This window comes from Peribacillus sp. NPDC096448, assembly GCF_044762675.1.
GTDB lineage: Bacteria > Bacillota > Bacilli > Bacillales > DSM-1321 > Peribacillus > Peribacillus frigoritolerans_B.
Genome location: NZ_JBIWEU010000011.1, coordinates 39,529 through 62,708 on the forward strand (window position 1 = coordinate 39,529; position 23,180 = coordinate 62,708).

The window sequence follows — 23,180 nt, forward strand, 5'->3', positions numbered from 1 at the left end:
AAAAGAGCAGACCCCAAAAGATCTGCTCTTCCTTCAAAACTTATTGATATTTTTTGAAAAGAATAGTTGCGTTATGTCCACCGAATCCAAGTGAATTACTGATGGCTGCATTGATTTCACCTTTCCTTGCTTGATTCGGAACATAGTCCAAATCACACTCAGGGTCTGGTGTTTCAATATTGATGGTTGGAGGCAAAATGCTGTCCCTGATTGCCTGAATCGTGAATATTGCTTCCACACCGCCTGCTGCGCCTAACATATGGCCTGTCATTGATTTAGTGGAACTTATTGCAAGTTTATTAGCATGGTCGCCAAAGACTTCCTTGACTGCCATCGTTTCGTATTTGTCATTGTATGGTGTACTCGTTCCATGGGCATTCACATACTGGATGTCCTCCGGATTCAAACCAGCATCCTCAATTGCAATTTTCATCGCTCTTGCCCCGCCTTCTCCACCTGGTGCCGGAGCGGTAATATGGAAGGCATCTCCAGTTGAGCCATAACCAGCTATTTCAGCATAAATCTTGGCTCCTCTATTCAATGCATGTTCAAGATCTTCCAGAACGATGATTCCAGCTCCTTCACCTATTACGAAACCATCACGGTTAAGATCAAAAGGACGGCTAGCCGTTTGTGGATCAGGGTTTGTCGATAAAGCCGTATTTGCACAGAAGCCTGCAACCGACATTTTTGTGATTGGCGCCTCGGCCCCGCCTGTGATCATGACATCGGCATCGCCCCGTTGGATGGCTTTAAACGCATCACCAATTGAATTTGTTCCTGTTGCACAAGCTGTTACCGTACATGAATTGATTCCTTTTGCCCCCAGTAAGATGGAAACCTGGCCAGCTGCCATGTCCGGAATCATCATTGGAACGAAAAATGGGCTCACCCGTTTATATCCCCTGTTTAAAAAGTTTTCATGCTGTGTTTCAAGTGTCTCCAGCCCGCCGATACCCGAACCGATCCAGACCCCGACACGTGCAGCATTTTCATCTGTTATTTCCAGCTTGCTATCATTATATGCCATAACGGAAGCTGCAATTGCATAATGGGTAAAACGGTCCATTTTGCGTGCTTCTTTACGATTTATATATGTCTCTATATCAAAGTCCTTGATTTCAGCAGCCACTTTAACGGGATATTCTTCAGCATTCAAACGAGTTAAAGGCCCTATTCCCGATTTCCCCTCGATTATATTCTTCCATCCAGTTTCTGCATCATTACCAACTGGAGAGATTGCTCCGATACCTGTTACAACTACACGACGATTAGTCATTAAAAATGGCTCCTTCCTATTTTTAAAGCTCTTACGTTTTGCTTCTTCTATTATTTACCCCACCTAAGAGCGATCGCTCCCCAAGTAAGGCCACCACCAAAACCGACCATGACGATTAAGTCATTGTCCTTGATTCTACCCGCTTCCATTTCTTCCACAAGGGCCATTGGAATGGACGCTGATGAAGTATTCCCATATTTATGAACCGTTTTTGTCATTTTTTCAAGCGGGAGACCCAATCGTTCCCTTGAGGCTTCCATAATGCGTATGTTTGCTTGATGCGGAACAAGCAGATCCACATCTTCCTTTGTCAAACCAGCTTTGTCCAATACACCCAGGCTGGATTCCCCCATTTGACGGACAGCAAATTTAAATACTTCACGTCCATTCATATGAATGAAATCTCCTTCCTGCAATAAGTGCTTCCCGCCAGTTCCATCTGCGCCTAATTCAAAGGAAAGGACCCCTTTGCCATCAGATACAGGCCCAAGTACAGCTGCACCCGCTCCGTCACCAAAAAGTACAGCAGTATTGCGGTCTTCCCAATTGGTTACTTTCGAAAGTTTTTCAACACCGACAATCAACACATGCTTATATGCACCTGACTGAATAAATTGCTGCGCCGTGATCATTGCATACATAAATCCGGCACATGCAGCACTTACATCCATTGCAGCTGCCTTCATCGCTCCCAATTTCTCTTGAATCATGCAAGCGACAGAAGGAAACGACTGATCAGGTGTAACAGTGGCCACAAGAATTAAATCTATCTCTTCAGCCGAAATTTCCGCATTTTTCAATGCAGCTTTTGCGGCTTCATAAGCCATATCCGATGTATCAATATCATCATTTGCAATTCTTCTTTCCTCAATACCCGTCCTAGTCCGGATCCACTCGTCGGAAGTGTCCATAATTTTTTCTAAATCCGCATTTGTAACGATTTTGTCGGGTAAGTAGCGGCCAAGCCCTAGTATTCCAGCATTCATCTTGCCATCCCCTTATATTTTAATGAGTTATTATAATCATCTATTATTACCTGGTACTAATTTTATATAAAAAAAGACTTCCTTGCAAGAGTTAACAGTTTGAAAAGCTAAAGAAATCTCTTTCGGAAGTCGGTCAAGCGCCTATGCCAGGGGAAATTCAGGGACATACATTATAAATAAAAGGAGCATAGGAGGAACTCATTGTGGACATCTTCAATCGCAACCGCGAAAGAAAACCGGATGATCATTTTTCGAATTTGATGTTTGGCAGGAAAGCTGAACCGGAGCAAGAGGAATCGCAGGTTGATTACTTGCAATTGATGGCGAGCGTTGAAACATTGATGGGCTTATACAGTCAATACAAACCGACCATTGATAAAATCAATCTGAACCCATTGATCGCCAAGTTCTTGAAAAAAGAATAAAAAAATTAAGGCTGCCCTTTATCCGGACAGCCTGCCTTTAATTAACGCTGAGCATCTTGTTTACCAAGCTCATAAGCTTCTTGCATTACGCTTTTAAAGAGCTCCATGAATGGCTCTGCCATCTCCATTGAGAATGGAATCCCGCTTGCCTCAAGCTTCGCTTTAGCCTCTGGGAAGTATTTCATGGCGATTCCCATAAATTCAAGAGTTTTATCTGAACTCATTCGCTTTTCCCCCCTATCTTTTGAATGTTCATCAATTGATCATTGTGATGCCCAAATAAAGCTCAATAATATCATAATTCCACAGAACCCTTTCGTAAAGGGCGTACATATAAAATCATGAATATCTTTTGATGTTAATTCCTATCCTTGAACATTATAGTACAAGACATATAGATTAGAGGCAAATATACAGTTTTGTCCTTTCCAAATAACGAAAATATTTGATTATCGCTCTCCGCGTTAATCACGCTTTCTCCACTTTTTAAGTAAGTTTAACCGTTTATTATGTTTTCTTTGCAATGCAATGCCTTCTTCTGGTTTCAATTTGCATTGCACTTCAAATTTTGTTCCTTTATTGATTTTAGTTATTGATTGTTGGGTAGTGAATGAATCCATACTTTCACCAAATATTAGCTTGGCACATTCAATCCAATGATCATCTATACTGCTGCACAATTGGATGTCCCTATCGGAACTTGAGGTAAGCACCGCTTCCAAAGCATTTATAAAATCAGAGATATAGAGAGCATCGCCGGTATATTCGGCAGCAATTGCCGCTTCGATATCAGACTGTCCAAGCTGATTGATTCCAGCTTCAAAGCTCATGCCTTCCGATTGCCAAGGTCCATAAATCGTCGGCAAAAATAGGATTTTTGCAGAATCTATGCCACGAATCGTGCTTAAAATGGACTGAAATATACTGATATCTTTTTCAATGGGCATGAAAAGAACGAAATTTGGCGTTTCATTCTTGCCATTTTTGAATTTCTCAATGAAGGAAACGATTTCGCCAATCAGAAAATCGATTTTGTCCATTTTTCCGCTTTGAATATCGTAACAAGAGATGAACACCGTGTCCTCCTGTGAAATATCCAATAATTTTAGTTTATTTATCGGAAAGTATATATAATTTGAATTCCTGCCTATTTCAAGTTCCTTTTCTTCCATAATATATTGATTTGCTTCGGAATCAGCCCAATCGATTCCGATTACTTCTTTCCCTTGGTTCAAAAAATATTGAGTCACATAGAATCCCACAAATCGATAAGTGCCAATGACAATGTTTGTTTGCATAAATACAGCCTCCTCGTATGCCATCAAGCCCACTTCACCCGGCACGTCTGGTTTTTTTAGATGCTGTATCGTATGCAAACTATTGTAAAAATATATCTCTTCTCATAAAATCTCTTCATTCTCATTGAAAAACTTTTGTATTTGATAGGGGATTTTATAACGTTTTTCGGGCAATATATACGTCAGCTGCAAGTCTGTTTTTCTAGCCAGCTGGATTTGCCGATAAAGGGAGGCTTGCTCTTTCCGTAAGCTTCCAAAAACCTGAATCACTTTCATGGGGATATTCTCTGCGATGACTGAATCTTCAGTGTCCAGGATATGCTGTTCACATTCTGCCGGATCGAGCTCATATGCAGCAGCAACCTCGGACAGCCACTTTTTAAAGAAGAACTTATTTTCCTTTTCTTTTTCCAATTGTGCTTTCAAGGAAAAAACCGGATCAATCAATACGACAGACCGAATTTTATTTCCAAGTTCGTTCATTAGCTTTAGGGCAAGTAGTGCGCCTGTCCCCTCTGCCAATATATGAACCCTTTGATTGACTATTTCTTTTTTCATGAAAAGAATATATAGATTAAGGGAAAGGTCCAGTGCTTTAGGACTGCCCCAGTTGGCTCCGTGAAAATTGGATGAAAATAGCGTGTATCCGTATTCCTTTAAATATTCCAATATCTGCAGCCTGCCAGGATGCTGCAGCCAAAAGCTGCTGTCTTTTTCGACAAAATGACTACGGTCTCCAATAACCATTACGGAAAAACCACTGGGCCGCTCTGGATAATAGATGATATTCCATTGGTCATCAATTTGAAAAGTTCGTTGTTCCATCGTTCAAACTCCTTTAAGGAATATTACTACTACTATATTAATTTATGACGAAAAATAGAAAGGGTCAGTGGAAACGCCTAACTTCTTATCTTAAATTAACCAAGCAGGGACGATTTTTGTTTTTATTTCCCCCTATGATTTCCCTTTTGAAGTTTGGAACCAACTTGTCTGCCAAAAAATTTCACTTATGATTTAATGTATTGAATTATTTAAAGGTTATTATTAAAAACACGTTTTAACTGTATATTAATTATGGTAAGATAAAAATGAATGTAGTGGAATGAGGTGAAATTCGATGCGTTATGCTTGGACAATTTTTTGGACATTCTTATTAGTGCATATGACTGTATATGTTGTTTCTTCCATGATCGGAGTTTCATACGATGCTGCGCAGGGAACTATTTTAGGATTAGCTGCTGCTATCCTGATTTGTATCATCCCAGCTATCATGCCTGCCGGGCCAGCTAAAGACTCCCATCAACATTAAGAAACAAAAGAGGACATCCTTTTTAGGATGTCCTTTTTGTTATACCGTACTTTGCTTACCGGTAAACTGCATTTTAACATTTTTATATGAGGACCAATTCATCATGAGCATAATCAATCGTTATTCCTTCTTTAAGCTCAACAGTCCCAGATATGATTTTACGGGCGATTTTCGTTTCCAGATGCTTTTGGATGAACCGCTTCAGCGGTCTTGCTCCATATACCGGATCATATCCCTGGTCCGCAATGAATTCCTTAGCCGCTTCTGTAACGTTCAGGACTATATTTTGTTCAGTTAACCTCACTTGTAATTGATGAACCATTTTCTCTACGATTTCAACGATTTCTTGTTTCGTCAGAGGTTTGAATAAAACTATGTCATCAACGCGGTTCAAAAATTCCGGACGGAAATGCCCTCTTAATTCTTTAAAGACCTGATCTTTTATTTCTTCTTCAATGCCACCATCCACCCGGTTGGATTGCAATAAGAAATGGGAACCGATATTGGAAGTCATGATGATCACCGTGTTTTTACAGTTGATTGTTCGGCCTTGGGAGTCTGTTATCCTTCCATCATCCAACATTTGCAGTAAAATATTGAAGACTTCCGGATGCGCTTTTTCAATTTCATCCAATAATATGACTGAGTATGGGTTTCTCCTAACAGCCTCCGTAAGTTGGCCGCCTTCCTCAAATCCAACATAACCAGGAGGTGCACCAACAAGTCGGGACACGGAATGTTTCTCCATATATTCCGACATATCAATTCGAATCATATGTTCCTCACTATCGAATAACGTTTCTGCCAAAGCTTTTACCAATTCGGTTTTACCGACACCAGTCGGCCCAAGAAAAATGAATGAACCAATTGGTCTGTTTGGATCTTTAATTCCAGCCCTTGCTCTTAAAACAGCATCGGATACGAGTTCCACCGCTTCTCCTTGACCTATTACACGTTCATGCAGGATATCGGATAGGCGTAGCAGCTTCTCCCTTTCACTTTCCACCAGCTTGCTTATCGGAATCCCCGTCCACCTTGCAACAATCGAGGCAATTTCCTCCTCCGTCACTTCCTGGCGAAGCAATCGTGATTCCTGTTTTTCCTTTTCCAATTCGCCTTCCATTGCTTCCAATTCTTTTTGAAGCTGCGGAATCCTTCCATGCCGAAGTTCAGCTGCCCGGTTAAGGTCATAGTCATTCTCAGCCTGTTCCAGTTCATGACGCAGTTTCTCAAGCTCTTCACGTTTATCCTGCACTTTTTGAAGCGCTGATTTCTCCGTTTGCCACTTGGATTTCATGCTATTAGCTTGATCCTGAAGTTCTGATAGTTCTTTTTGAAGCACTTCCAGCCTTGCTTTGCTTTGAGGGTCCTCTTCATTTTTCAGGGCCGCTTCTTCAATTTCAAGTTGCATGACTTTTCTCGTGATTTCATCCAATTCGGATGGCATTGAGTCGATTTCCATTCGGATCATCGCACATGCTTCATCCACAAGATCTATCGCTTTATCCGGTAAAAATCGCTCCGTTATATATCGGTTCGAAAGGACAGAGGCCGCAACGATCGCCCGATCATGTATCCTGACACCATGGTGAATTTCAAACCGTTCCTTTAATCCCCGCAAAATTGAAATCGTATCTTCAACATCCGGTTCAGGAACCAGAACCTGTTGGAAACGGCGTTCCAAAGCCGGATCCTTTTCAATATATTGCCGATATTCATCAAGGGTCGTTGCACCGATACAATGCAGCTCACCGCGCGCAAGCATCGGCTTTAACATATTCCCGGCATCTAGTGCGCCATCCGTTCTTCCTGCACCGACAATTGTATGCAATTCATCAATGAATAAGAGAATTTTCCCGTCACTCTTCTTAATCTCATTCAACACCGCTTTTAGGCGTTCCTCAAATTCACCGCGGAATTTGGCCCCTGCGACAAGTGCACTCATATCCAGTGAAAAAACGGTCTTATCCTTTAAACCTTCCGGCACATCCTTCCTGACGATCCTTTGTGCCAACCCCTCGACAATCGCTGTTTTACCTACTCCAGGTTCTCCTATTAATACAGGATTATTTTTCGTTTTCCGTGAAAGGATCCTAATGACGTTACGGATTTCCGTATCTCGACCGATTACGGGATCGACCTTACCCGATTTAACCTCAGCAACGAGATCTCTGCCGTATTTTTTCAGTACTTCATAAGTGCTTTCAGGATTTTGACTAGTCACTCGCTGATTCCCCCTTATATCGCTTATAACCCGTTTTGCTTTATCATAATCAATTCCATATGATGAAAATAGCCTGTTTACATTCGTTTTATTGACTTGCAAAGACGCAAGCAGTATATGTTCGACAGATAAGTATTCATCCTGCCACATCTGCATTTCCTTTTCGGCAGCCGTCAAAATTTGCTGTAGGGAGGATGACATGTAAACCTGGGAAACACCCCCGCTCACTTCCGGTAATCTATCCAGTTCCTTATTCAGCTCTATATCAAATTGATTCACCGGTTTACCAGATTCCGATAAAATCCTGATTAATAAACTTTCATCCTGCTCCATTAAGGCCTTTAATAGATGAAGCTCCGTCAGCTCGGGATTCCCTCTATCTTTGGCTAGTTCCTGGCCGCCAATGAATGCCTGTTGGGTTCTCTCCGTCATATTATTAATATCCATCTTAAAACCTCCCATTCATCTATATATCATGAACGAATTCCCACTCAGTTTGACCAAATTTGACCTTTATATTTTCATTATACTTCTAATTTTCCCCATGTAAAGGAAAGTTATAAAAAATGCAGTTGGTATGGAGGATAAACGGCAAAAGCCTTTCTTCATATAGAAGAAAGGCTTTTGCCGTTTGTACAATTTGGTTGATTCCTCTCCAGGCACTCTCTTTCCGCGGGCGTTCCGCCCTCAGCGCCTTGCGCCTGCGGGGTCTCCCCTGGACTCGCTTTTCCCGCAGGAGTCTCGTACCTTCCGTTCCAATCAACTGCATAGATGAAACAAAATGGATTATGCTTTCACGGCCGTTTTATTGTAACCATGAAATTCATCGACGAATTGGAAATCCTTATCCGTCCGACCTGCAAGGATCGTATCTCGGAGCAGAATGCCTGCATCGGTCGTATTGTGGATGATTTCCCCCCACATTCTTGCACTCGTTTGAACATTAGCCGTACGCGGAATGCGTTCCTCTTGATATTCCAAAAATGCCTGTTCAATGTCATTCCCATGCTTATGAAGCATATCCGACAAATAAGCTGCATCTTCTAAAGCCTGACAAGCCCCTTGTGCCAAGTATTGAAGCATCGGATGTGCAGCATCGCCCGTAAGCGTAATTCTTCCTTTTGTCCAATTATCAATTGGTAAACGGTCATACATCGGCCAGCGGCGTTGTCTTTGAATGAATGAAATCGCATTCTGAACAAGTTCACAAGTTCCGGCAAATACACTGTCCATTTCTTCCGGGGTTCCCCATTGATCTGTTTTTTCGTTTTCTTCCGTGTATTGAGAACTTTTGAACACCACTACTTGGTTGTATAGTTCTCCCCTTCTAACCGGGTATTGAACAAGATGAAGGTTTGGCCCAATCCACATATATACATCATCTAAATCTCCATGGCTCGTAACCTCTTCCATCGGGATCGCTCCCCTGTATGCAACATATTGTGAACAGACCGGCTGATCCTCCACAAAAAGTTTCCGTGCCTTGGACCATAATCCATCAGCTCCAATGACAGCAGTTCCTGAATGTTTAGACCCGTTGGCAGAAGTAACCGTCACTTCACCTTCATTTTCTACTGTTTCAATAATGGTTTGGTTCGTGACCAGTTCAATATACGGGTTCTTTTCACAGGCTTCAGCCAGTACTTTATGCAAATCGGAACGATGCAAAACAACATACGGCGCTCCATATCTTTCTTTATAAACATCACCTAAATCCAAAGCGGAAAGCTCTTTGCCGGAAAAGGCATCCATCAGCACCAATCTTTTTGGAAATACTGCAATTTCATTGATTTTATCCATGACGCCTAAACGCTGCAATACGTTGGTGGCATTTGCTGCAAGCTGAATCCCTGCACCAATTTCACCAAATTCGGGAGCTTGTTCAAGGACTTTTACATACTGTTTTGTTTCTGCGATTCCTAAAGCAGTTGCCAATCCGCCAATTCCCCCACCGATAACGATGAATGGTTTATTTTCTGTGTTCATCATCAATTCCCCCTATATAGTTGCTTTTAGCCAATGTTGCGGACCACTACCACAGTAAGCGTTTTCATTCGACTGGCATTCATATATTCACAAGGATCTATGCTTAAGATTCCAAACAGGTTATTATCAAACCAAAACAGGCTTGAATTCACTTTCAACCTTTTGGTACCCATTGTTTGTGTCTAATGCCTGTTGCTGTTCCAAATCGAATCTCTCCATTATTGGCAGGTCGTTTACCGAGAATAGGTAGGAATCCTCCTCTGCAACGTGCTCATGCCATGCCCAATTCGGAACGACGAAATAATCTCCCTTGGACCAGTCAAAACGCACTCCATTAATGACCGTATATCCTGATCCTTGGTGCACTTGATAAATTGTGGAATGGGTATGGCGATGTGCTTTCGTATGGAAACCTTTAGGAAGTTTCTGCATCCATGCCCCCATCGTCGGATTGGCCGTTTGGCCATTTGATGGATTGATATATTCCACGGCGAAACCTTCATATGGATCTGGTTCGAAATTCATCAACCCTTCTATCGCTGCTTTGGTGCCTTTCCACTTGTAGTTGGCAAGCGGTGCCACTTGTGAATAACGGTCGGATACTGGACGAACCATTCCGCCTTGATAACGGAGCTCTGAAAAATTATCCGGACGTTTAGGCGTTTCTATCCTATCTGGATATGGTTCAAAGAAAGTGCCGCCTATGGAATAGATGGTTGGGATATCAAGGGCATCCATCCAAATCATTGGTTTTTCGCCAACATGTCCATGACCATGCCATAGGTTTTTAGGCGTGATCAAGAAATCTCCTTCTTCCATGAAGATCCTTTCTCCCTGCACGATGGAGTAGGCACCTTCACCATTCGTAATGAAACGAAGTGCACTTTGGGAATGACGGTGGGAAGGGGCCACTTCACCTGGCAACAATAGCTGGACCGCTGCATATAGCGTTTGTGTTGTCGAAGCCCATCCCCAAGGCTGGCGATAAGTAAGGCCAGGGTTTTGAAAATAAATCGCCCTGCGCTCCCCGCCTCGGTCAGGTGTGAAGATTTCGGCTGCTTCCATCAATTTTTTTGTCAAAAGCTCTTCTTTCCATAAATAGGCATACGCATGGGGTTTAGGTTCATGGTCCATCAGAGCGGGAATGGCTTCCCACAACGGCCCAAGGTTATACTGCTGAATATCCTTTGTAAAATCTTTTACGATTGTACTATTCATGTATTCCGATTTTTCAGCCATATTAGTCCCTACTTTCTTTTTTATCTTGCCTCACTGGATTTTAGAAAGATTTCGCTTGATTTGATCATAGTGTCCTGAAACATGCTCATCGATGAAGTGATCGACTATATAAGAAACTGGTTTGTTTCCGAATTTAGCGAAATTCCGGTGTGGCGATTCTTTGGATAGTGTTTCTTCATCTAAATTCTTGAGACTGCTCTCCACTTTATATTTAAGCTCCTCCACTTGCTTCATGACATCATCGACAGCAAGTTTGTCAGTATCGGTAACTGCCGCCAATCGGGCTGGATCTTGCAATCCACGTCCCCATTCGGCTCCAGGCATCGCTATTACAGTTTCCACTTCACCTAACCAATAAGGAATGGCTTCAGCTAAATGGGAGAGTATCTGCATGATCGACCATTCATCCTCTGCTGGTTTAAATCGGATCGTTTCTTCCGGTAGGTTTCCCGTAGTCTCTAGAATATGGTCGATTGATTGTTGAACCGATTGGATTGATGTCCCGATTTCCTGATAAGCCATTTTATTTTCCCTCCCCGACACGTCTCACACGATTTTCAAGATAACCTATTTTGTCGATTTCGATTTTGACAACGTCACCATCTTTTAAGAACACTTGTGGATCACGGGCTACTCCTACCCCACCCGGTGTTCCTGTGAGTACGATGTCACCTGGTTCAAGAGTCATTAAGTTCGATAAGAATTCAACTAGATATTTCACATCGAATACGAAGTTGGATGTATTCGTTTTTTGGCGTTCTTCACCATTTACCGTTAATCGGACATTTAAGCCTGATGGATCGGAAAGTTCATCTGAAGTGACTAACCAAGGCCCCATCGGAGCACTTCCTTCAACCGTTTTCCCTTGTAGCCATTCAAGTGTACGACGTTGGATATCACGGTAAGTGACATCATTCGCAATTGTATAACCAGCTACATAATCAAGAGCATCTTCTTTTGAAACATTACGTGCCCTTTGTCCGACTACAAAAGCGAATTCCGCTTCATAATCTAGTTGCTCTGAGATTGGGAAAAACGGTATATCATCCTGGGGACCGATTACTGTATTGGCGAACTTTGCGAATACTACAGGGAATGGCGGCAGTTCACGACCCATTTCAGCAATGTGTTCACGGTAGTTATGTCCGACACAAATAATTTTGCTTGGCTTTTGGACAGGTGCCTCAAGTTTTATATTTTCAATTTCATGGACCAATTGATGTCTGAAGGAATCAAGATTGTTAATAGCGTAGTCCGCAGCCTTTTGCGCGATGGAAAGGCTTTCATTCCCTCCCTGTAAAAACTCCTCCATTGTTGCAGGGACATACGCGTCAGCGATTTGTTCACTGCGAAGTTTCCCCTCGCTTTCTAGAAGAGCTTGATAGGCATAGTTCAAGTCAACTACAACATCATTTGGGTAAATTGCACCAATACGTTTAAATCCTTGACTGCTGAAAGTTACTAATTTCATATTTCATTCTCCTTTATTAATCTGGATTTTTATTAAAACTCTTTTTGATGCCACCATCCTAATTCTGCTGTATTTGCTTCGCAAACCAGAATTTGAATGACTGTACACCTTATCCTTTTCACTTATAGATAACATTGTTCACTATTTATATAAATAATAACTCAATTTTCGGAATATTGTCAAGGAAGTATTGCAAATTTTTGCGCAAATGTTATCATCTACACCATTATCAGTACTGCGGAATCAAAAAATGAACTAAAGTTATTCATTTAATAGGAAAGTATATTGATAGCTTCAGCAGCAGGCGGTTACGTATATTTTAGAGATTCTGATATACTAGACCTAAATTAAAACAGATTAGGGAGATTGATTTATGGAAATCGTAAAATCCGGTTCGACGATTCAATCATTACAAATAGGGATGAGCATCATAGATTTACTTGCTTCCCAAAGAACTCCTTTAAGATTCTCTGATATTCAGGAATTAACGGAAATAACGAAAAGTAACCTCTATAAGTATTTAAATACTTTGACTCAACTGGAGTTACTATATCGCGATAAGACAACCGGTATGTATCACCTTGGGAGCAAATTGATTCAATACGGAATGGCAGCTATAGGAAATGAGGATGTTACGAGCAGAATAACTCCTTATTTACAGGAAATCAGTCACCATACTTCTTGCACGGTCCTTTTTTCCGTTTGGACATATGATGGACCAATCACGGCAAAAATATGGAATTCCAACCAAAACTTAAACATCGGGGCACAGTTAGGTACGCGACTTCCGCCATCATCCTCTTCCGGAAAAGTATTCACTGTATTTCAGGATCCTTCCTTGACGGCGGAATGGATTGAAAAAGATCGTAATGTTGCGGGCTCGTTCCTTAAAGAAACAAATGAATATGATGAAATTCGGAAATACAAAATAGCTTTTGCCAAAGAACCTCTTGTACCATCGGTTTCCTCCATGTCCATTCCGGTTTTTAATTATAATTCGGAATTGTTGGGAGCGATCACTGCCGTTGGGTTCACCGAAAGCATTCCTGATCATTATGAAGATCCTTTAAGCGACTATTTAAGGAAGAGCTGTTTGGAAATCTCGAATATATTCGGTTATTCCGCTGAATAGGAAAAAAGCAGGAAGAAGGATGGCGACCATTCCTTTTTCCTGCTTTTAGATGTTTCATGGCTTCCGCTTATATGTCCAAATCCGGTTATGATTGGATGTTTCAGGAAAAGAATCCCCTGCATCAAGCTTTACCATTTTCGGATTCACTACCGTGCTGCCCGTTTCACCGATTTCTACGTAGGTCCCATTATTAGGTGCCTTCTGACCTGGCTTAAATTGACGATTTTGCCCCATAGATTTCACCCCTTTGCATGCTTTCCCTGTTATTATTACCAGGTTCCTTCCTTTCATGTCAGAAAAATTAGGAAAGCGGCTTTAACAAAAAAAGCGTCTGCTCAGAGCAGACGCCTTTTTTGGTTAAGACATTAAGTCAACCAGGACCGCCTTTTGGGCATGAAGGCGATTTCCGGCTTGGTGGAAAACGACGGAATTAGGTCCATCGATGACTTCAGCCGTAACCTCTTCCTCCCGATGTGCAGGCAGGCAATGCATGAATAAATAATCTTCTTTGGCAAGTTTTACTAGATCACCATTGATTTGATAATCTTTAAAAGCTTCTAATCGGATACCATTCTCGACTTCCTGCCCCATGGAGGTCCAAACATCTGAATAGACGATATCCGCATCTTTTATGGCCTCCGAAGCTGAGGTTGTCACCAAAATTTCACTGCCAGTCTCCTCTGCCACTTGTTTAGCATAGGCGACGACCTTTTCATCAGGTTTGTAGGCGTCAGGACATCCAATGGAAAAATCCATTCCCATTTTTGCACAGCCTACCATCAATGAATTGGCAACATTATTGCCATCACCGATATAACTCATCTTCAAGCCCTTTAATTGCCCTTTTATCTCGATGATCGTCAAGAAGTCAGCAAGCACCTGACAGGGATGTGCAAGATCTGTTAATCCATTGATGACTGGGATAGAAGCATTTTCTGACAATTCCAGGATTTTTTCATGCTCGAAGGTACGAATCATGATGCCGTCAATGTATTCAGAAAGGACTTTTGCAGTATCGGAAATAGTTTCACCACGTCCAATTTGCAAATCATTGCCACTCAGGAACAAAGCGTGTCCGCCAAGCTGCATCATGCCCACTTCAAAAGAAACACGGGTACGGGTAGACGATTTTTCGAAGATCATCCCCAGCGTTTTCCCTTTTAAAGGGGTATATTCTTCACCAGCTTGCAATTTGCCTTTAATGGTCTGTGCCAGCTTTAACAAATCTGCAATTGCCGTTGGTGTAGACTCTTTCATGGTCAAAAAATCTTTTCCATTTAAAATCTTCGCTTGTGTCGGTGCCGTCATTGAACTCATACGTGTGACACTCCTTTCGTATATGGTACAAGCCACTCCTGAAGCGAGGTAACCCCTGGATCAGCATTTTCTACCGATTGTAGATAGGCCTTGAACGTCTCTTCTTCCGTAAATGCAAGCAGTCGGTATTTCGCTGCAAGTAACCTTAGCTTCTTATCTTCTTCCGTTGTTCCATATGCCAAAACGACCGCCGCATTTCCTTCATTTAACCATTTATCAAAATCTGAGTTCCCCAATGTCAAATCTGCTTCTTTGATTTGCACTAACAAATCTTCACTTAATTGGACTGATCCTGATTGATAAACACCTGTAGTATGTTTAGCTTTTTGAGCATGGAACACTTTTGTCAACGCTTCATTTACCGTATCCCCGATGGCGATTCCTTCACCTGTTGATTTCATTTCCGGACCTACCTTCGAATCAAGGCCGCTTAGCGCAAATGTAGAGAATACGGGATATTTGACGACTGCATATGGAATTTCATCCATTAAGCCCGTTTTTTCGAATGCATTCGACAATGAATATTTCCCAAGCAATATTTTTGTCGCTATTTGTACCAAGGGTACATCGGTCACTTTACTGATGATTGGAATTGTCCGACTTGCACGAGGATTCACTTCCAATACATATACACTATTTCCCTCAATTACGAATTGGATGTTCATAAGCCCTTTATAACCAAGTTCACTAACAAGTTTTTTAGCATAAAGGGTCATTTTATCTTTGATATCATCCGTTAAGGATTGAGCTGGCAATAATGCCATGCTATCCCCTGAATGGACGCCTGCTTTCTCTATATGTTCGGCAATGATGGGAATGTATACATCATTTCCATCCGCAATCAAATCGATTTCGGCTTCCTTCCCTGGAATATAGGAATCGATCAACACGGGATAGACAAGTGCCGTTCCATTTGCCATTCTATTCAACAAGCTTTCCTTGGAGCGGATGATTTCCATTCCCTGGCCGCCTATTACATAGGATGGGCGTAAGAGCACCGGATAGCCGATTGCCTCTGCATGGGCAATTAATTGTTCTTCACCATTAGCCATTGAACCTGGTACATGGGGGATATCCAGTTTCTGAAGAAGCTGATAAAAACGATCACGATCTTCTAATTGATCAAGTGTATCGAAGGATGTCCCCAACAAATTGACACCGTATTCTTCCAGGCCTTTTGCAAGGTTTATTGCAGTCTGCCCACCAAATTGGACGATAACGTCTTTTATGTCTTCCGCTTCTATTACATTAAGAACATATTCAAGGGTCAACGGTTCGAAATAAAGGCGATCTGCCGTCGCAAAATCCGTGCTCACCGTTTCCGGATTATTATTGATCATGATCGTTTCAACATTTTCATCCTGGAGTGCATAAACACCGTGAACCGAACAGTAATCAAATTCTATTCCCTGTCCGATGCGGATCGGACCGCTGCCAATCATCAAGACTTTCTTTTTATCAGTTTTTTGCTGTTCGTTCTCACCAAAATATGTTGAATAGTGATAGTTTGTATGTGATTCGAATTCGGCTGCACATGTATCAACCGTTTTGTAGACCGCCGTAATGCCTAGTGATTTGCGGTGTGCTCTCACTTCCATCTCACTTACTTTCCATACGGAAGCAAGATAGCGGTCGGAAAAGCCCTTTTCCTTGTATGTCTGAAGTTCTTCCCTTGTTACCTGATCGATTGCCTTCGCTTCAATCTCCATTTCGCTTTGGATCAATGAAGCAAAGGATTTAAGGAAGAAATAATCTATGGCTGTCGCTTCATGGATTTCTTCAATGGTCACGCCTTTTCTAAGCATTTCAAAAATGACAAAGATTCGTTCATCCGATTTTTCGGCAAGCTTTCCCCAAAGTTCAGGAACGGTTTTATTTTTCAGCGATGATAGCTGCAGCCCAATCGTTTTCAATTCCAAAGAATCTACGGCCTTTTGGACTCCCCCCTCAAAGCTGCGGTGTAAAGCCATCACTTCACCAGTCGCCTTCATCTGTGTTCCCAATTTGCGGTCGGCGGTCGTGAATTTATCGAATGGCCACCTCGGAAACTTCACAGCTACATAGTCAAGCGCAGGTTCGAAGCTTGAATAAGTGCTTTTCGTTACAGGATTGATGAGCTCCGATAAATCGTAGCCGACAGCGAGCTTCGCCGCTATGCGGGCAATGGGATAACCTGTTGCTTTTGAAGCTAGTGCCGATGAACGGCTGACGCGCGGGTTCACTTCTATTAAATAATATTGCTTGCTATTCGGATCAAGTGCAAATTGAATGTTACAGCCGCCTATGATACCTAAAGCAGAGATGATTTTAATGGAAGCGGCACGCAGCATCTGAAACTCATCATCCGATAAAGTCTGTGATGGTGCCACGACGATCGAATCACCTGTATGGATCCCTACCGGATCGATATTTTCCATATTACAGATGGTGATGCACGTATTGTTGCCATCTCGCATAACCTCATATTCGACTTCCTTATAACCAGCTATGCTTCTTTCAATCAAGCATTGTGTAATTGGGCTTTCTTGCAGTCCGCCCCGTACAAGTTCCTTAAAGGTATCCAGTGAATCGGCAATACCACCGCCAGTTCCGCCGAGTGTATAAGCGGGACGTACGATGATGGGGAAACCGATTTTGTCGGCAAAAGCCCGCGCTTCTTCAAGTGTATGGACAATCGTACTGTCGGGAACGGGTTCACCTATTTCAAACATCAACTCACGGAACAGCTCACGATCCTCCCCTTTTTTGATGGAATCGATCGGAGTTCCCAATAATTTGACTTTATATTTTTCAAGTATTCCAGCATCATCCAACTGATAAGCTAGGTTCAATCCTGTTTGACCGCCTAATGTAGCGAGCAGGCCATCCGGCTTTTCTTTGGAAATGATCTTTTCCAGTACATCAACCGTTAAAGGTTCGAAATAGACAGCATCCGCATTCATGTCATCAGTCATGATCGTTGCAGGATTGTTGTTGACCAGGATGACTTTATATCCTTCTTCCTTTAAAGCAAGGCAGGCCTGTGTACCTGCATAATCGAATTCGGCGGCCTGCCCGATGACAATCGGCCCCGAACCAATCACTAAAATGGTCTGTATCGTGTCGTCCTTAGGCATAAGCTTTTTCTCTCCCGCTATAATCATTTATCATTTGTAAAAAGTCATTGAATAGTAATGAACTCTCGATAGGTCCCGGATTTGCCTCTGGGTGGTACTGGGTAGTGAAGATTGGCAAGTCTTCATGCATGAGTCCCTCAACCGTGTCATCATTCACGTTTCTGAATCTCACTTGCAGCGATGTTCCTTGTAGGCTCGGTTCATCAACCTCATAACTATGGTTCTGCGAACTCATATACACCTTTTTCGTTTTCAAATCGACCACGGGCTGATTTGCACCGCGATGTCCAAACAGCATTTTTTTTGTATTCCCGCCTAAGGCAAGGGCCGTTAATTGATGACCGAGGCAGATGCCCATCGTTGGGAAATTCGTAATGATCTTTTTAATGTTTCCTAAGAGGTATTCAAGCTGTTTTGGATCCCCAGGCCCATTTGAAAGCAAAATACCATCTGGCTTCAAGTCCTTGATTTGCTCGAATTCAGTATCGAATGGCACGACAGAGACTCGGCAGCCCTGCTCGACCAATGAATCCAATATGGATTTTTTATAGCCGAAGTCCATCATCACAACATGCTTGTCACCTTCCCCAAAGCTCTGGACAACCTTTGTGGATACCTCGGCAACGTGGGGTGATAATCCATTCAGGCCCGGTACGACAGTGTATTTTTCTTCGGCTGTGATGACTGCCTGCATGGAACCTTCCTGTCTTATATTCTTAACGACCGCTCTTGTGTCAACATGGCTTAAAAGAGGAATGTTCCACTTGTCTAAATATTCGCCAAGTGAATATTTAGCCTGATAATGGGAATGGCTCATATTTCCTTCATATACAATCACACCGGCAACATGCGGCTTCTTACTTTCAAAATCATGTTCATTGATTCCATAATTCCCTATTAGCGGGTATGTGAAGATGACAATCTGGTCCTTATATGAAGGATCTGTCAGCACTTCTTGATATCCGGTCATTCCTGTGAAAAAGACAATCTCTCCAGTGATTGTTTTTTCAGTCGATTTAGTCAGCAGCTCGCCTTCAAAGACGGAACCATTCTCTAAATATAGATAGCTTTTCATGATCTTCACCTCTTTAGATGATGTATATTTATATATACAATAGCATAATTATTCATTTTGTTCTATAAAAATTCAATAAATTTAGACGGTTTGTTTTATTGCCAATACTTTTTTAATTTTATATATAGCCCTATCGATCTCAGGTTCGGTAACTGTCAGGGATGGGAGTAAACGAAGTACTTTAGGGCCTGCACTCAATACAAGTAAGCCCTCTTCTTGGAGTTCCATTAAAAACACCTGAACATCTTGTTTACATTCAATTCCGACCATCATTCCCAGACCGCGAATCTCTTTCACTTCTTCCATGTCCTTCAATGCTTTTGCCAATTCACTTTCAAGGTATTCAGCCTTTTTAACGGTTTCTTTTAAAAACCCTGATTGAAAAATTTCCTTTAATACGGCTTCGGCTGCAGAGACACTTACGGGATTGCCTCCAAAAGTGGATCCATGACTTCCAGGGTTAAAGAACTCAGACAGCGCTTCCTTCCCAATCATCGCCCCGATTGGCAGGCCATTTCCCAGCCCCTTTGCTGAAGTGATGATATCCGGTTGGATATTGAAATGCTGAAATGCAAATGGTTTCCCTGTACGTCCTATCCCAGTCTGAATTTCATCTATGATGAGGAGAGCTCCGTGTTCTTGGCATTTGGTTTGAATCACGTCCAGATATGATTGCTGTACAACATGGATGCCGCCTTCTCCTTGAATGATTTCAATCATTACAGCTGCCGTATTTTCATCAATGGCTGCTGTCATGGCATCATTATCATTAAATGGAACATATTCGAACGAAGCCAGCATCGGTCCGAAACCAGTCTTGATTTTTTCCTGCCCCGTTGCAGCCATCGTCGCAAACGTACGGCCGTGGAAAGACTGCTGACATGTGACAATTTTGCTTTTCCCGGTAGCTTTTCGTGCTAGTTTGATAGCTGCCTCATTCGCCTCGGCACCGCTGTTGGCAAAGAACACCCGACTTAAACCAGAGGCATCAGCCAACATTTTTGCTGTCCGTTCCTGTATGGAACTTTGAAACATGTTCGATACATGCCAATATTTATTAAGTTGTTCCGTCACGGCCATTTTTACTTTCTCATGACAATGTCCAAGATTCAAAACCCCGATTCCGGATGTGAAATCCAGATACTCTTTACCTGTTGCACTCGTAATCTTCAATCCTGACGCTTTTCTTGGCTCAATGTTCCACCTTGCATATGTTGGAAATAAAGAACTCATTGAAATACCCCTTCCTCCTGAAGAAATTTCGTACCGATGAATTGTCCGCCTTGATAAAAATGATCTTTCCCGCTAACGATCATCACTTCTTCAATCCCTTTATTCAGCACCGACAAAGCTGTATTGACTTTCGGGATCATTCCGCCATGGATACTTCCATCCATGATCATATTCTTCGTTTCCGTTTCATTCAATTTCTCAATGATCTGCCCATTCTTCAAGACCCCTTGAACATCGGTCACAAATAAACACATATCAGCCGATAGTGCCTTCGCTACAGACCCGGCAGCCATATCGGCATTCACATTTAATTTAGTGCCTTCTTCGGTAGATGAAATGGGCGTCAATACCGGACAATAACCTTTTTCGAATAAAAGTCCGAATAATTCCGTATTGACTTGTTGTATTTCACCAACAGCCCCAAGTTTCTGTTCATCGATATAATCACCTGTGAGAATTCCGCCGTCAGAGCCATTTAAACCGACTGCCTTGATGCCATGAGCTGCCAATTTATGAACGAGGCTACGGTTCGATTTGCCTGCCAGCATAAGTTCCACGATTTCCAGCACTTCAGCGGTCGTTTTTCTTAACCCATCTTCAAATACTGGTTCAATTTCAAATTTTTCAAGCATTGAATTTATATCAGGGCCGCCTCCATGCACAAAGACGATATGGTAGCCGCGGTTTTGTAACTCTTTAACACTATTGAAAAATGACTCCGATAACTCATTAATGATGCTGCCGCCGCACTTTATGACTAATATGTTCATACTTTTCACCTCTACGAACGGTAGCTTCCGTTTATTTTCACATAATCATAGGTTAGATCGCAGCCCCATGCCGTGCCTGATTCATTACCATCTTTCAAATAAACATTTATGATGATACTTTCATTTTCCAAGTATGCTTTGGCATCTTCCTCAGAAAACATAATCGGCTCACCATCTTTAAGTACGACGATATCACCAAAAACGATTGTAGTTTGATCCGGATTGAATACCACTCCGCTTCTTCCCATTGCAGCTATGATTCGTCCCCAGTTTGCATCCGCTCCAAAAGCTGCCGTTTTCACTAGATTTGAACCAACTATCGTCTTCGCCATCATCTGTGAATCTTGTTTCGTATGCATGCCATGAACATTCACTTCAATCAGTTTTGTGGCACCTTCTCCGTCTTTAGCAATTTGTTTGGCGAGATTTTCCGAAGTTTGCTTTAATAATTCCAGGAAGATGGACCATTCTGGATGGTTAGGTGTCAAAGGTTCATTATTCGCTTCTCCATTTGCGAGCACCAACACCATGTCATTCGTTGAACAGTCGCCATCAACCGTGATTTGATTGAATGTATCATTTGTAATGGAGGATAGTGCTTGCTGTAAGTCATCCGGTTCAATTACAGCATCCGTCGTAATGAAGCCGAGCATTGTGGCCATGTTTGGATGAATCATTCCAGAACCCTTTGCAGCACCGCCCATTTTCACGGTTTTACCGTCAATGATTGTTTCATAACCACAGCTCTTGGTTACGATATCCGTTGTTAAAATGGCGGTACCAAAAGCTTCAGCAGCTTCAGGCGTATTTTCTGGCTGCAATGACTCTATGCCTTTTCTTACCTTTTCCATTTCCATGAATTCCCCTATGACACCCGTTGAAGCCACTGCAAATGAATGGTCCTCCAAACCGAACTTTTGAGCCGCAAGCTTCCTCATTTCATTTGCATCTTTTAAACCCTGTTCACCTGTACAAGCATTCGCACAAGCACTATTCACTACTATGCCGTGGAGTTTTCCAGTAACCGCAATACTATCTTTCGTTACATTGATTGGAGCGGCTTGAACTACATTTTGTGTATAAACCGCCGCCGCTGATGCTGGAACATCGGTAAAAATGATGCCAACGTCCTTTTTAGAATAGCGTAATCCTGCATGGACACCTGACGCTTTGAACCCTTGGGGCATTAAAATGTTTCCTTCTTGAACTTGTTTGATTTCCTCAACTGGCTGTAGTGTATTCATTGTTTCCCTCCAAAGTTTACGGATATATCGGACTGTTCCATAGTCCTGCCGTTTCTTCTAGTCCCATTACTATATTTGCATTTTGAATGGCCTGCCCTGCAGCACCCTTCACTAAATTATCAATAACCGAAACCACCGTTACCTTACCTGTCCTTTCATCATAATCAATGCCAATGTCGCAAAAGTTCGATCCATATACCTGTTTCGTGGATGGAAAGCGATCAAGGGGCTGTACCCGGACAAATGGGTGGTTCTCGTATACGGTTTCGTATAAATCTTTTAATTCAACATTTGAGGTTTCCCGATTTACCTTTATATACATCGTTGCCATAATGCCTCTTGTCATTGGAACAAGATGGGTATTAAATGTAATGGGCTGTAAACCTGATGACCATCGCCCGAGCTGTTGTTCGATTTCCGGTATGTGTTGATGTTGATTCACCTTATATATCCTAAAGTTCTCATTCATTTCACTATAATGGGTGACTGCCGAAAGTGATTTACCCGCCCCTGAAACCCCGGACTTTGCATCGATGATCACATCGGCAGCTGCTCCGGCCAATCCTTCAGTGAATAAAGGGGCAAGACCTAATAGTGAAGCGGTTGGGTAACACCCAGGATTTGCAATAATCGCCGCTTTTTTTATTGCTTCGGCATTCCATTCAGCCAATCCGTATACAGATTCTTCAATAATATGCTGTGGCGCGGCCTGCTTTTTATACCAGTGCTCGTATTCACCTGGAGTTTGAAGCCTGAGGTCTCCCGATAAGTCGATCACTTTAATGTCAAGGTCAGAAAATTCCGAAACCAATTGCGATGAAACACCAGAAGGAGTTGCAAGAAATACAATATCGGATTTTTTTGCAATCGCTTCCGGGTCAATTTCTTCTAATGTATCTTCCATATGCATTAAATGTGCATTTTCTTCAGATAAATTTCGACCAAATTGGGATGAAGTATGCAATGATTTTATTTTAAATTGCGGATGATTATTCAAAAACCTTATTAGTTCCATTCCCCCATAACCCGTTGCACCTACTATTGATACGTTCATAAAACCATCTCCTATAATT

21 protein-coding genes are annotated in these 23,180 nt (G+C 42.2%); 3 read left to right on the forward strand and 18 right to left on the reverse strand.

Going from position 1 to position 23,180, the window contains the following annotated elements; translation table 11 throughout:
• Positions 1–40: 40 nt before the first annotated feature.
• Together fabF and ACIQ0C_RS18425 are read right to left on the reverse strand one after the other, a co-directional pair.
• Complete coding sequence (fabF, locus tag ACIQ0C_RS18420) at positions 41–1,279, reverse strand: beta-ketoacyl-ACP synthase II (protein ID WP_048686925.1); 1,239 nt, start codon at positions 1,277–1,279, stop codon at positions 41–43.
• A 50-nt stretch (positions 1,280–1,329) separates the two neighbouring features.
• Positions 1,330–2,265 carry a beta-ketoacyl-ACP synthase III gene (locus ACIQ0C_RS18425; protein WP_402836464.1) on the reverse strand — a complete coding sequence of 312 codons (936 nt, stop codon included), beginning with the start codon at positions 2,263–2,265 and terminating at the stop codon, positions 1,330–1,332.
• A gap of 203 nt (positions 2,266–2,468) precedes the next feature.
• Between ACIQ0C_RS18425 and ACIQ0C_RS18430 the strand changes: the two genes are divergently transcribed.
• On the forward strand, positions 2,469–2,690 hold the full coding sequence (locus ACIQ0C_RS18430; protein WP_402836466.1) for a hypothetical protein: 222 nt from the start codon (positions 2,469–2,471) through the stop codon (positions 2,688–2,690).
• 41 nt (positions 2,691–2,731) lie between these two features.
• Here ACIQ0C_RS18430 and ACIQ0C_RS18435 read toward each other — a convergent pair whose 3' ends face one another.
• From ACIQ0C_RS18435 to ACIQ0C_RS18445, 3 genes are all read right to left on the reverse strand, one after another.
• Positions 2,732–2,914, reverse strand: coding sequence for a ComZ family protein (locus tag ACIQ0C_RS18435; protein ID WP_034314525.1), 183 nt, complete (start codon positions 2,912–2,914; stop codon positions 2,732–2,734).
• A gap of 240 nt (positions 2,915–3,154) precedes the next feature.
• Positions 3,155–3,988 (reverse strand): Rossmann-fold NAD(P)-binding domain-containing protein, encoded by an 834-nt coding sequence (locus ACIQ0C_RS18440; protein WP_403062557.1) that lies wholly within the window; start codon positions 3,986–3,988, stop codon positions 3,155–3,157.
• Between the two features lie 102 nt (positions 3,989–4,090).
• Positions 4,091–4,813 carry an alpha/beta fold hydrolase gene (locus tag ACIQ0C_RS18445; protein WP_403062560.1) on the reverse strand — a complete coding sequence of 241 codons (723 nt, stop codon included), beginning with the start codon at positions 4,811–4,813 and terminating at the stop codon, positions 4,091–4,093.
• A gap of 295 nt (positions 4,814–5,108) precedes the next feature.
• Between ACIQ0C_RS18445 and ACIQ0C_RS18450 the strand changes: the two genes are divergently transcribed.
• Positions 5,109–5,300: a YjzD family protein gene (locus ACIQ0C_RS18450; RefSeq protein ID WP_048686917.1), complete on the forward strand. Its 192-nt coding sequence runs from the start codon at positions 5,109–5,111 to the stop codon at positions 5,298–5,300.
• A gap of 82 nt (positions 5,301–5,382) precedes the next feature.
• Here ACIQ0C_RS18450 and clpB read toward each other — a convergent pair whose 3' ends face one another.
• From clpB to ACIQ0C_RS18475, 5 genes are all read right to left on the reverse strand, one after another.
• The gene (gene clpB, locus ACIQ0C_RS18455) at positions 5,383–7,971 is read right to left on the reverse strand and encodes an ATP-dependent chaperone ClpB (protein ID WP_403062563.1); all 2,589 of its coding nucleotides are present in this window, start codon (positions 7,969–7,971) and stop codon (positions 5,383–5,385) included.
• Between the two features lie 339 nt (positions 7,972–8,310).
• Positions 8,311–9,513 (reverse strand): FAD-dependent monooxygenase, encoded by a 1,203-nt coding sequence (locus ACIQ0C_RS18460; RefSeq protein ID WP_402836474.1) that lies wholly within the window; start codon positions 9,511–9,513, stop codon positions 8,311–8,313.
• A 123-nt stretch (positions 9,514–9,636) separates the two neighbouring features.
• Complete coding sequence (locus ACIQ0C_RS18465; RefSeq protein WP_403062566.1) at positions 9,637–10,749, reverse strand: cupin domain-containing protein; 1,113 nt, start codon at positions 10,747–10,749, stop codon at positions 9,637–9,639.
• A 30-nt stretch (positions 10,750–10,779) separates the two neighbouring features.
• Positions 10,780–11,271 (reverse strand): DinB family protein, encoded by a 492-nt coding sequence (locus ACIQ0C_RS18470; RefSeq protein ID WP_403062569.1) that lies wholly within the window; start codon positions 11,269–11,271, stop codon positions 10,780–10,782.
• A 1-nt stretch (position 11,272) separates the two neighbouring features.
• Positions 11,273–12,220, reverse strand: coding sequence for a fumarylacetoacetate hydrolase family protein (locus ACIQ0C_RS18475; protein ID WP_403062572.1), 948 nt, complete (start codon positions 12,218–12,220; stop codon positions 11,273–11,275).
• A gap of 373 nt (positions 12,221–12,593) precedes the next feature.
• On the opposite strand from ACIQ0C_RS18475, the gene ACIQ0C_RS18480 reads away from it, so the two are divergent.
• Complete coding sequence (locus ACIQ0C_RS18480; RefSeq protein ID WP_403062575.1) at positions 12,594–13,352, forward strand: IclR family transcriptional regulator; 759 nt, start codon at positions 12,594–12,596, stop codon at positions 13,350–13,352.
• 54 nt (positions 13,353–13,406) lie between these two features.
• Here the strand turns inward: ACIQ0C_RS18480 and ACIQ0C_RS18485 are convergent, their stop codons facing one another.
• From ACIQ0C_RS18485 to argC, 8 genes are all read right to left on the reverse strand, one after another.
• Positions 13,407–13,586 (reverse strand): YjzC family protein, encoded by a 180-nt coding sequence (locus ACIQ0C_RS18485; protein WP_034314546.1) that lies wholly within the window; start codon positions 13,584–13,586, stop codon positions 13,407–13,409.
• A 123-nt stretch (positions 13,587–13,709) separates the two neighbouring features.
• On the reverse strand, positions 13,710–14,669 hold the full coding sequence (argF, locus tag ACIQ0C_RS18490) for an ornithine carbamoyltransferase (protein ID WP_403062578.1): 960 nt from the start codon (positions 14,667–14,669) through the stop codon (positions 13,710–13,712).
• The gene (locus tag ACIQ0C_RS18495; protein WP_403062581.1) at positions 14,666–17,785 is read right to left on the reverse strand and encodes a carbamoyl-phosphate synthase (glutamine-hydrolyzing) large subunit; all 3,120 of its coding nucleotides are present in this window, start codon (positions 17,783–17,785) and stop codon (positions 14,666–14,668) included. Before ACIQ0C_RS18495 ends, argF begins: the two co-directional genes overlap by 4 nt.
• Positions 17,778–18,860 (reverse strand): carbamoyl phosphate synthase small subunit, encoded by a 1,083-nt coding sequence (locus ACIQ0C_RS18500; RefSeq protein WP_402836486.1) that lies wholly within the window; start codon positions 18,858–18,860, stop codon positions 17,778–17,780. The genes ACIQ0C_RS18495 and ACIQ0C_RS18500 overlap by 8 nt, the downstream gene beginning before the upstream one ends.
• Before the next feature lie 81 nt (positions 18,861–18,941).
• On the reverse strand, positions 18,942–20,093 hold the full coding sequence (locus ACIQ0C_RS18505) for an acetylornithine transaminase (RefSeq protein WP_403062584.1): 1,152 nt from the start codon (positions 20,091–20,093) through the stop codon (positions 18,942–18,944).
• Positions 20,090–20,863 carry an acetylglutamate kinase gene (argB, locus tag ACIQ0C_RS18510; RefSeq protein ID WP_402836489.1) on the reverse strand — a complete coding sequence of 258 codons (774 nt, stop codon included), beginning with the start codon at positions 20,861–20,863 and terminating at the stop codon, positions 20,090–20,092. Before argB ends, ACIQ0C_RS18505 begins: the two co-directional genes overlap by 4 nt.
• 11 nt (positions 20,864–20,874) lie before the next feature.
• Entirely contained in the window at positions 20,875–22,107 is a 1,233-nt protein-coding gene (gene argJ, locus ACIQ0C_RS18515; protein WP_402836491.1) for a bifunctional ornithine acetyltransferase/N-acetylglutamate synthase, read from the reverse strand.
• Between the two features lie 16 nt (positions 22,108–22,123).
• Positions 22,124–23,161, reverse strand: a complete 1,038-nt coding sequence (gene argC, locus ACIQ0C_RS18520) for an N-acetyl-gamma-glutamyl-phosphate reductase (protein WP_403062586.1) — start codon at positions 23,159–23,161, stop codon at positions 22,124–22,126.
• Positions 23,162–23,180 lie beyond the last annotated feature (19 nt).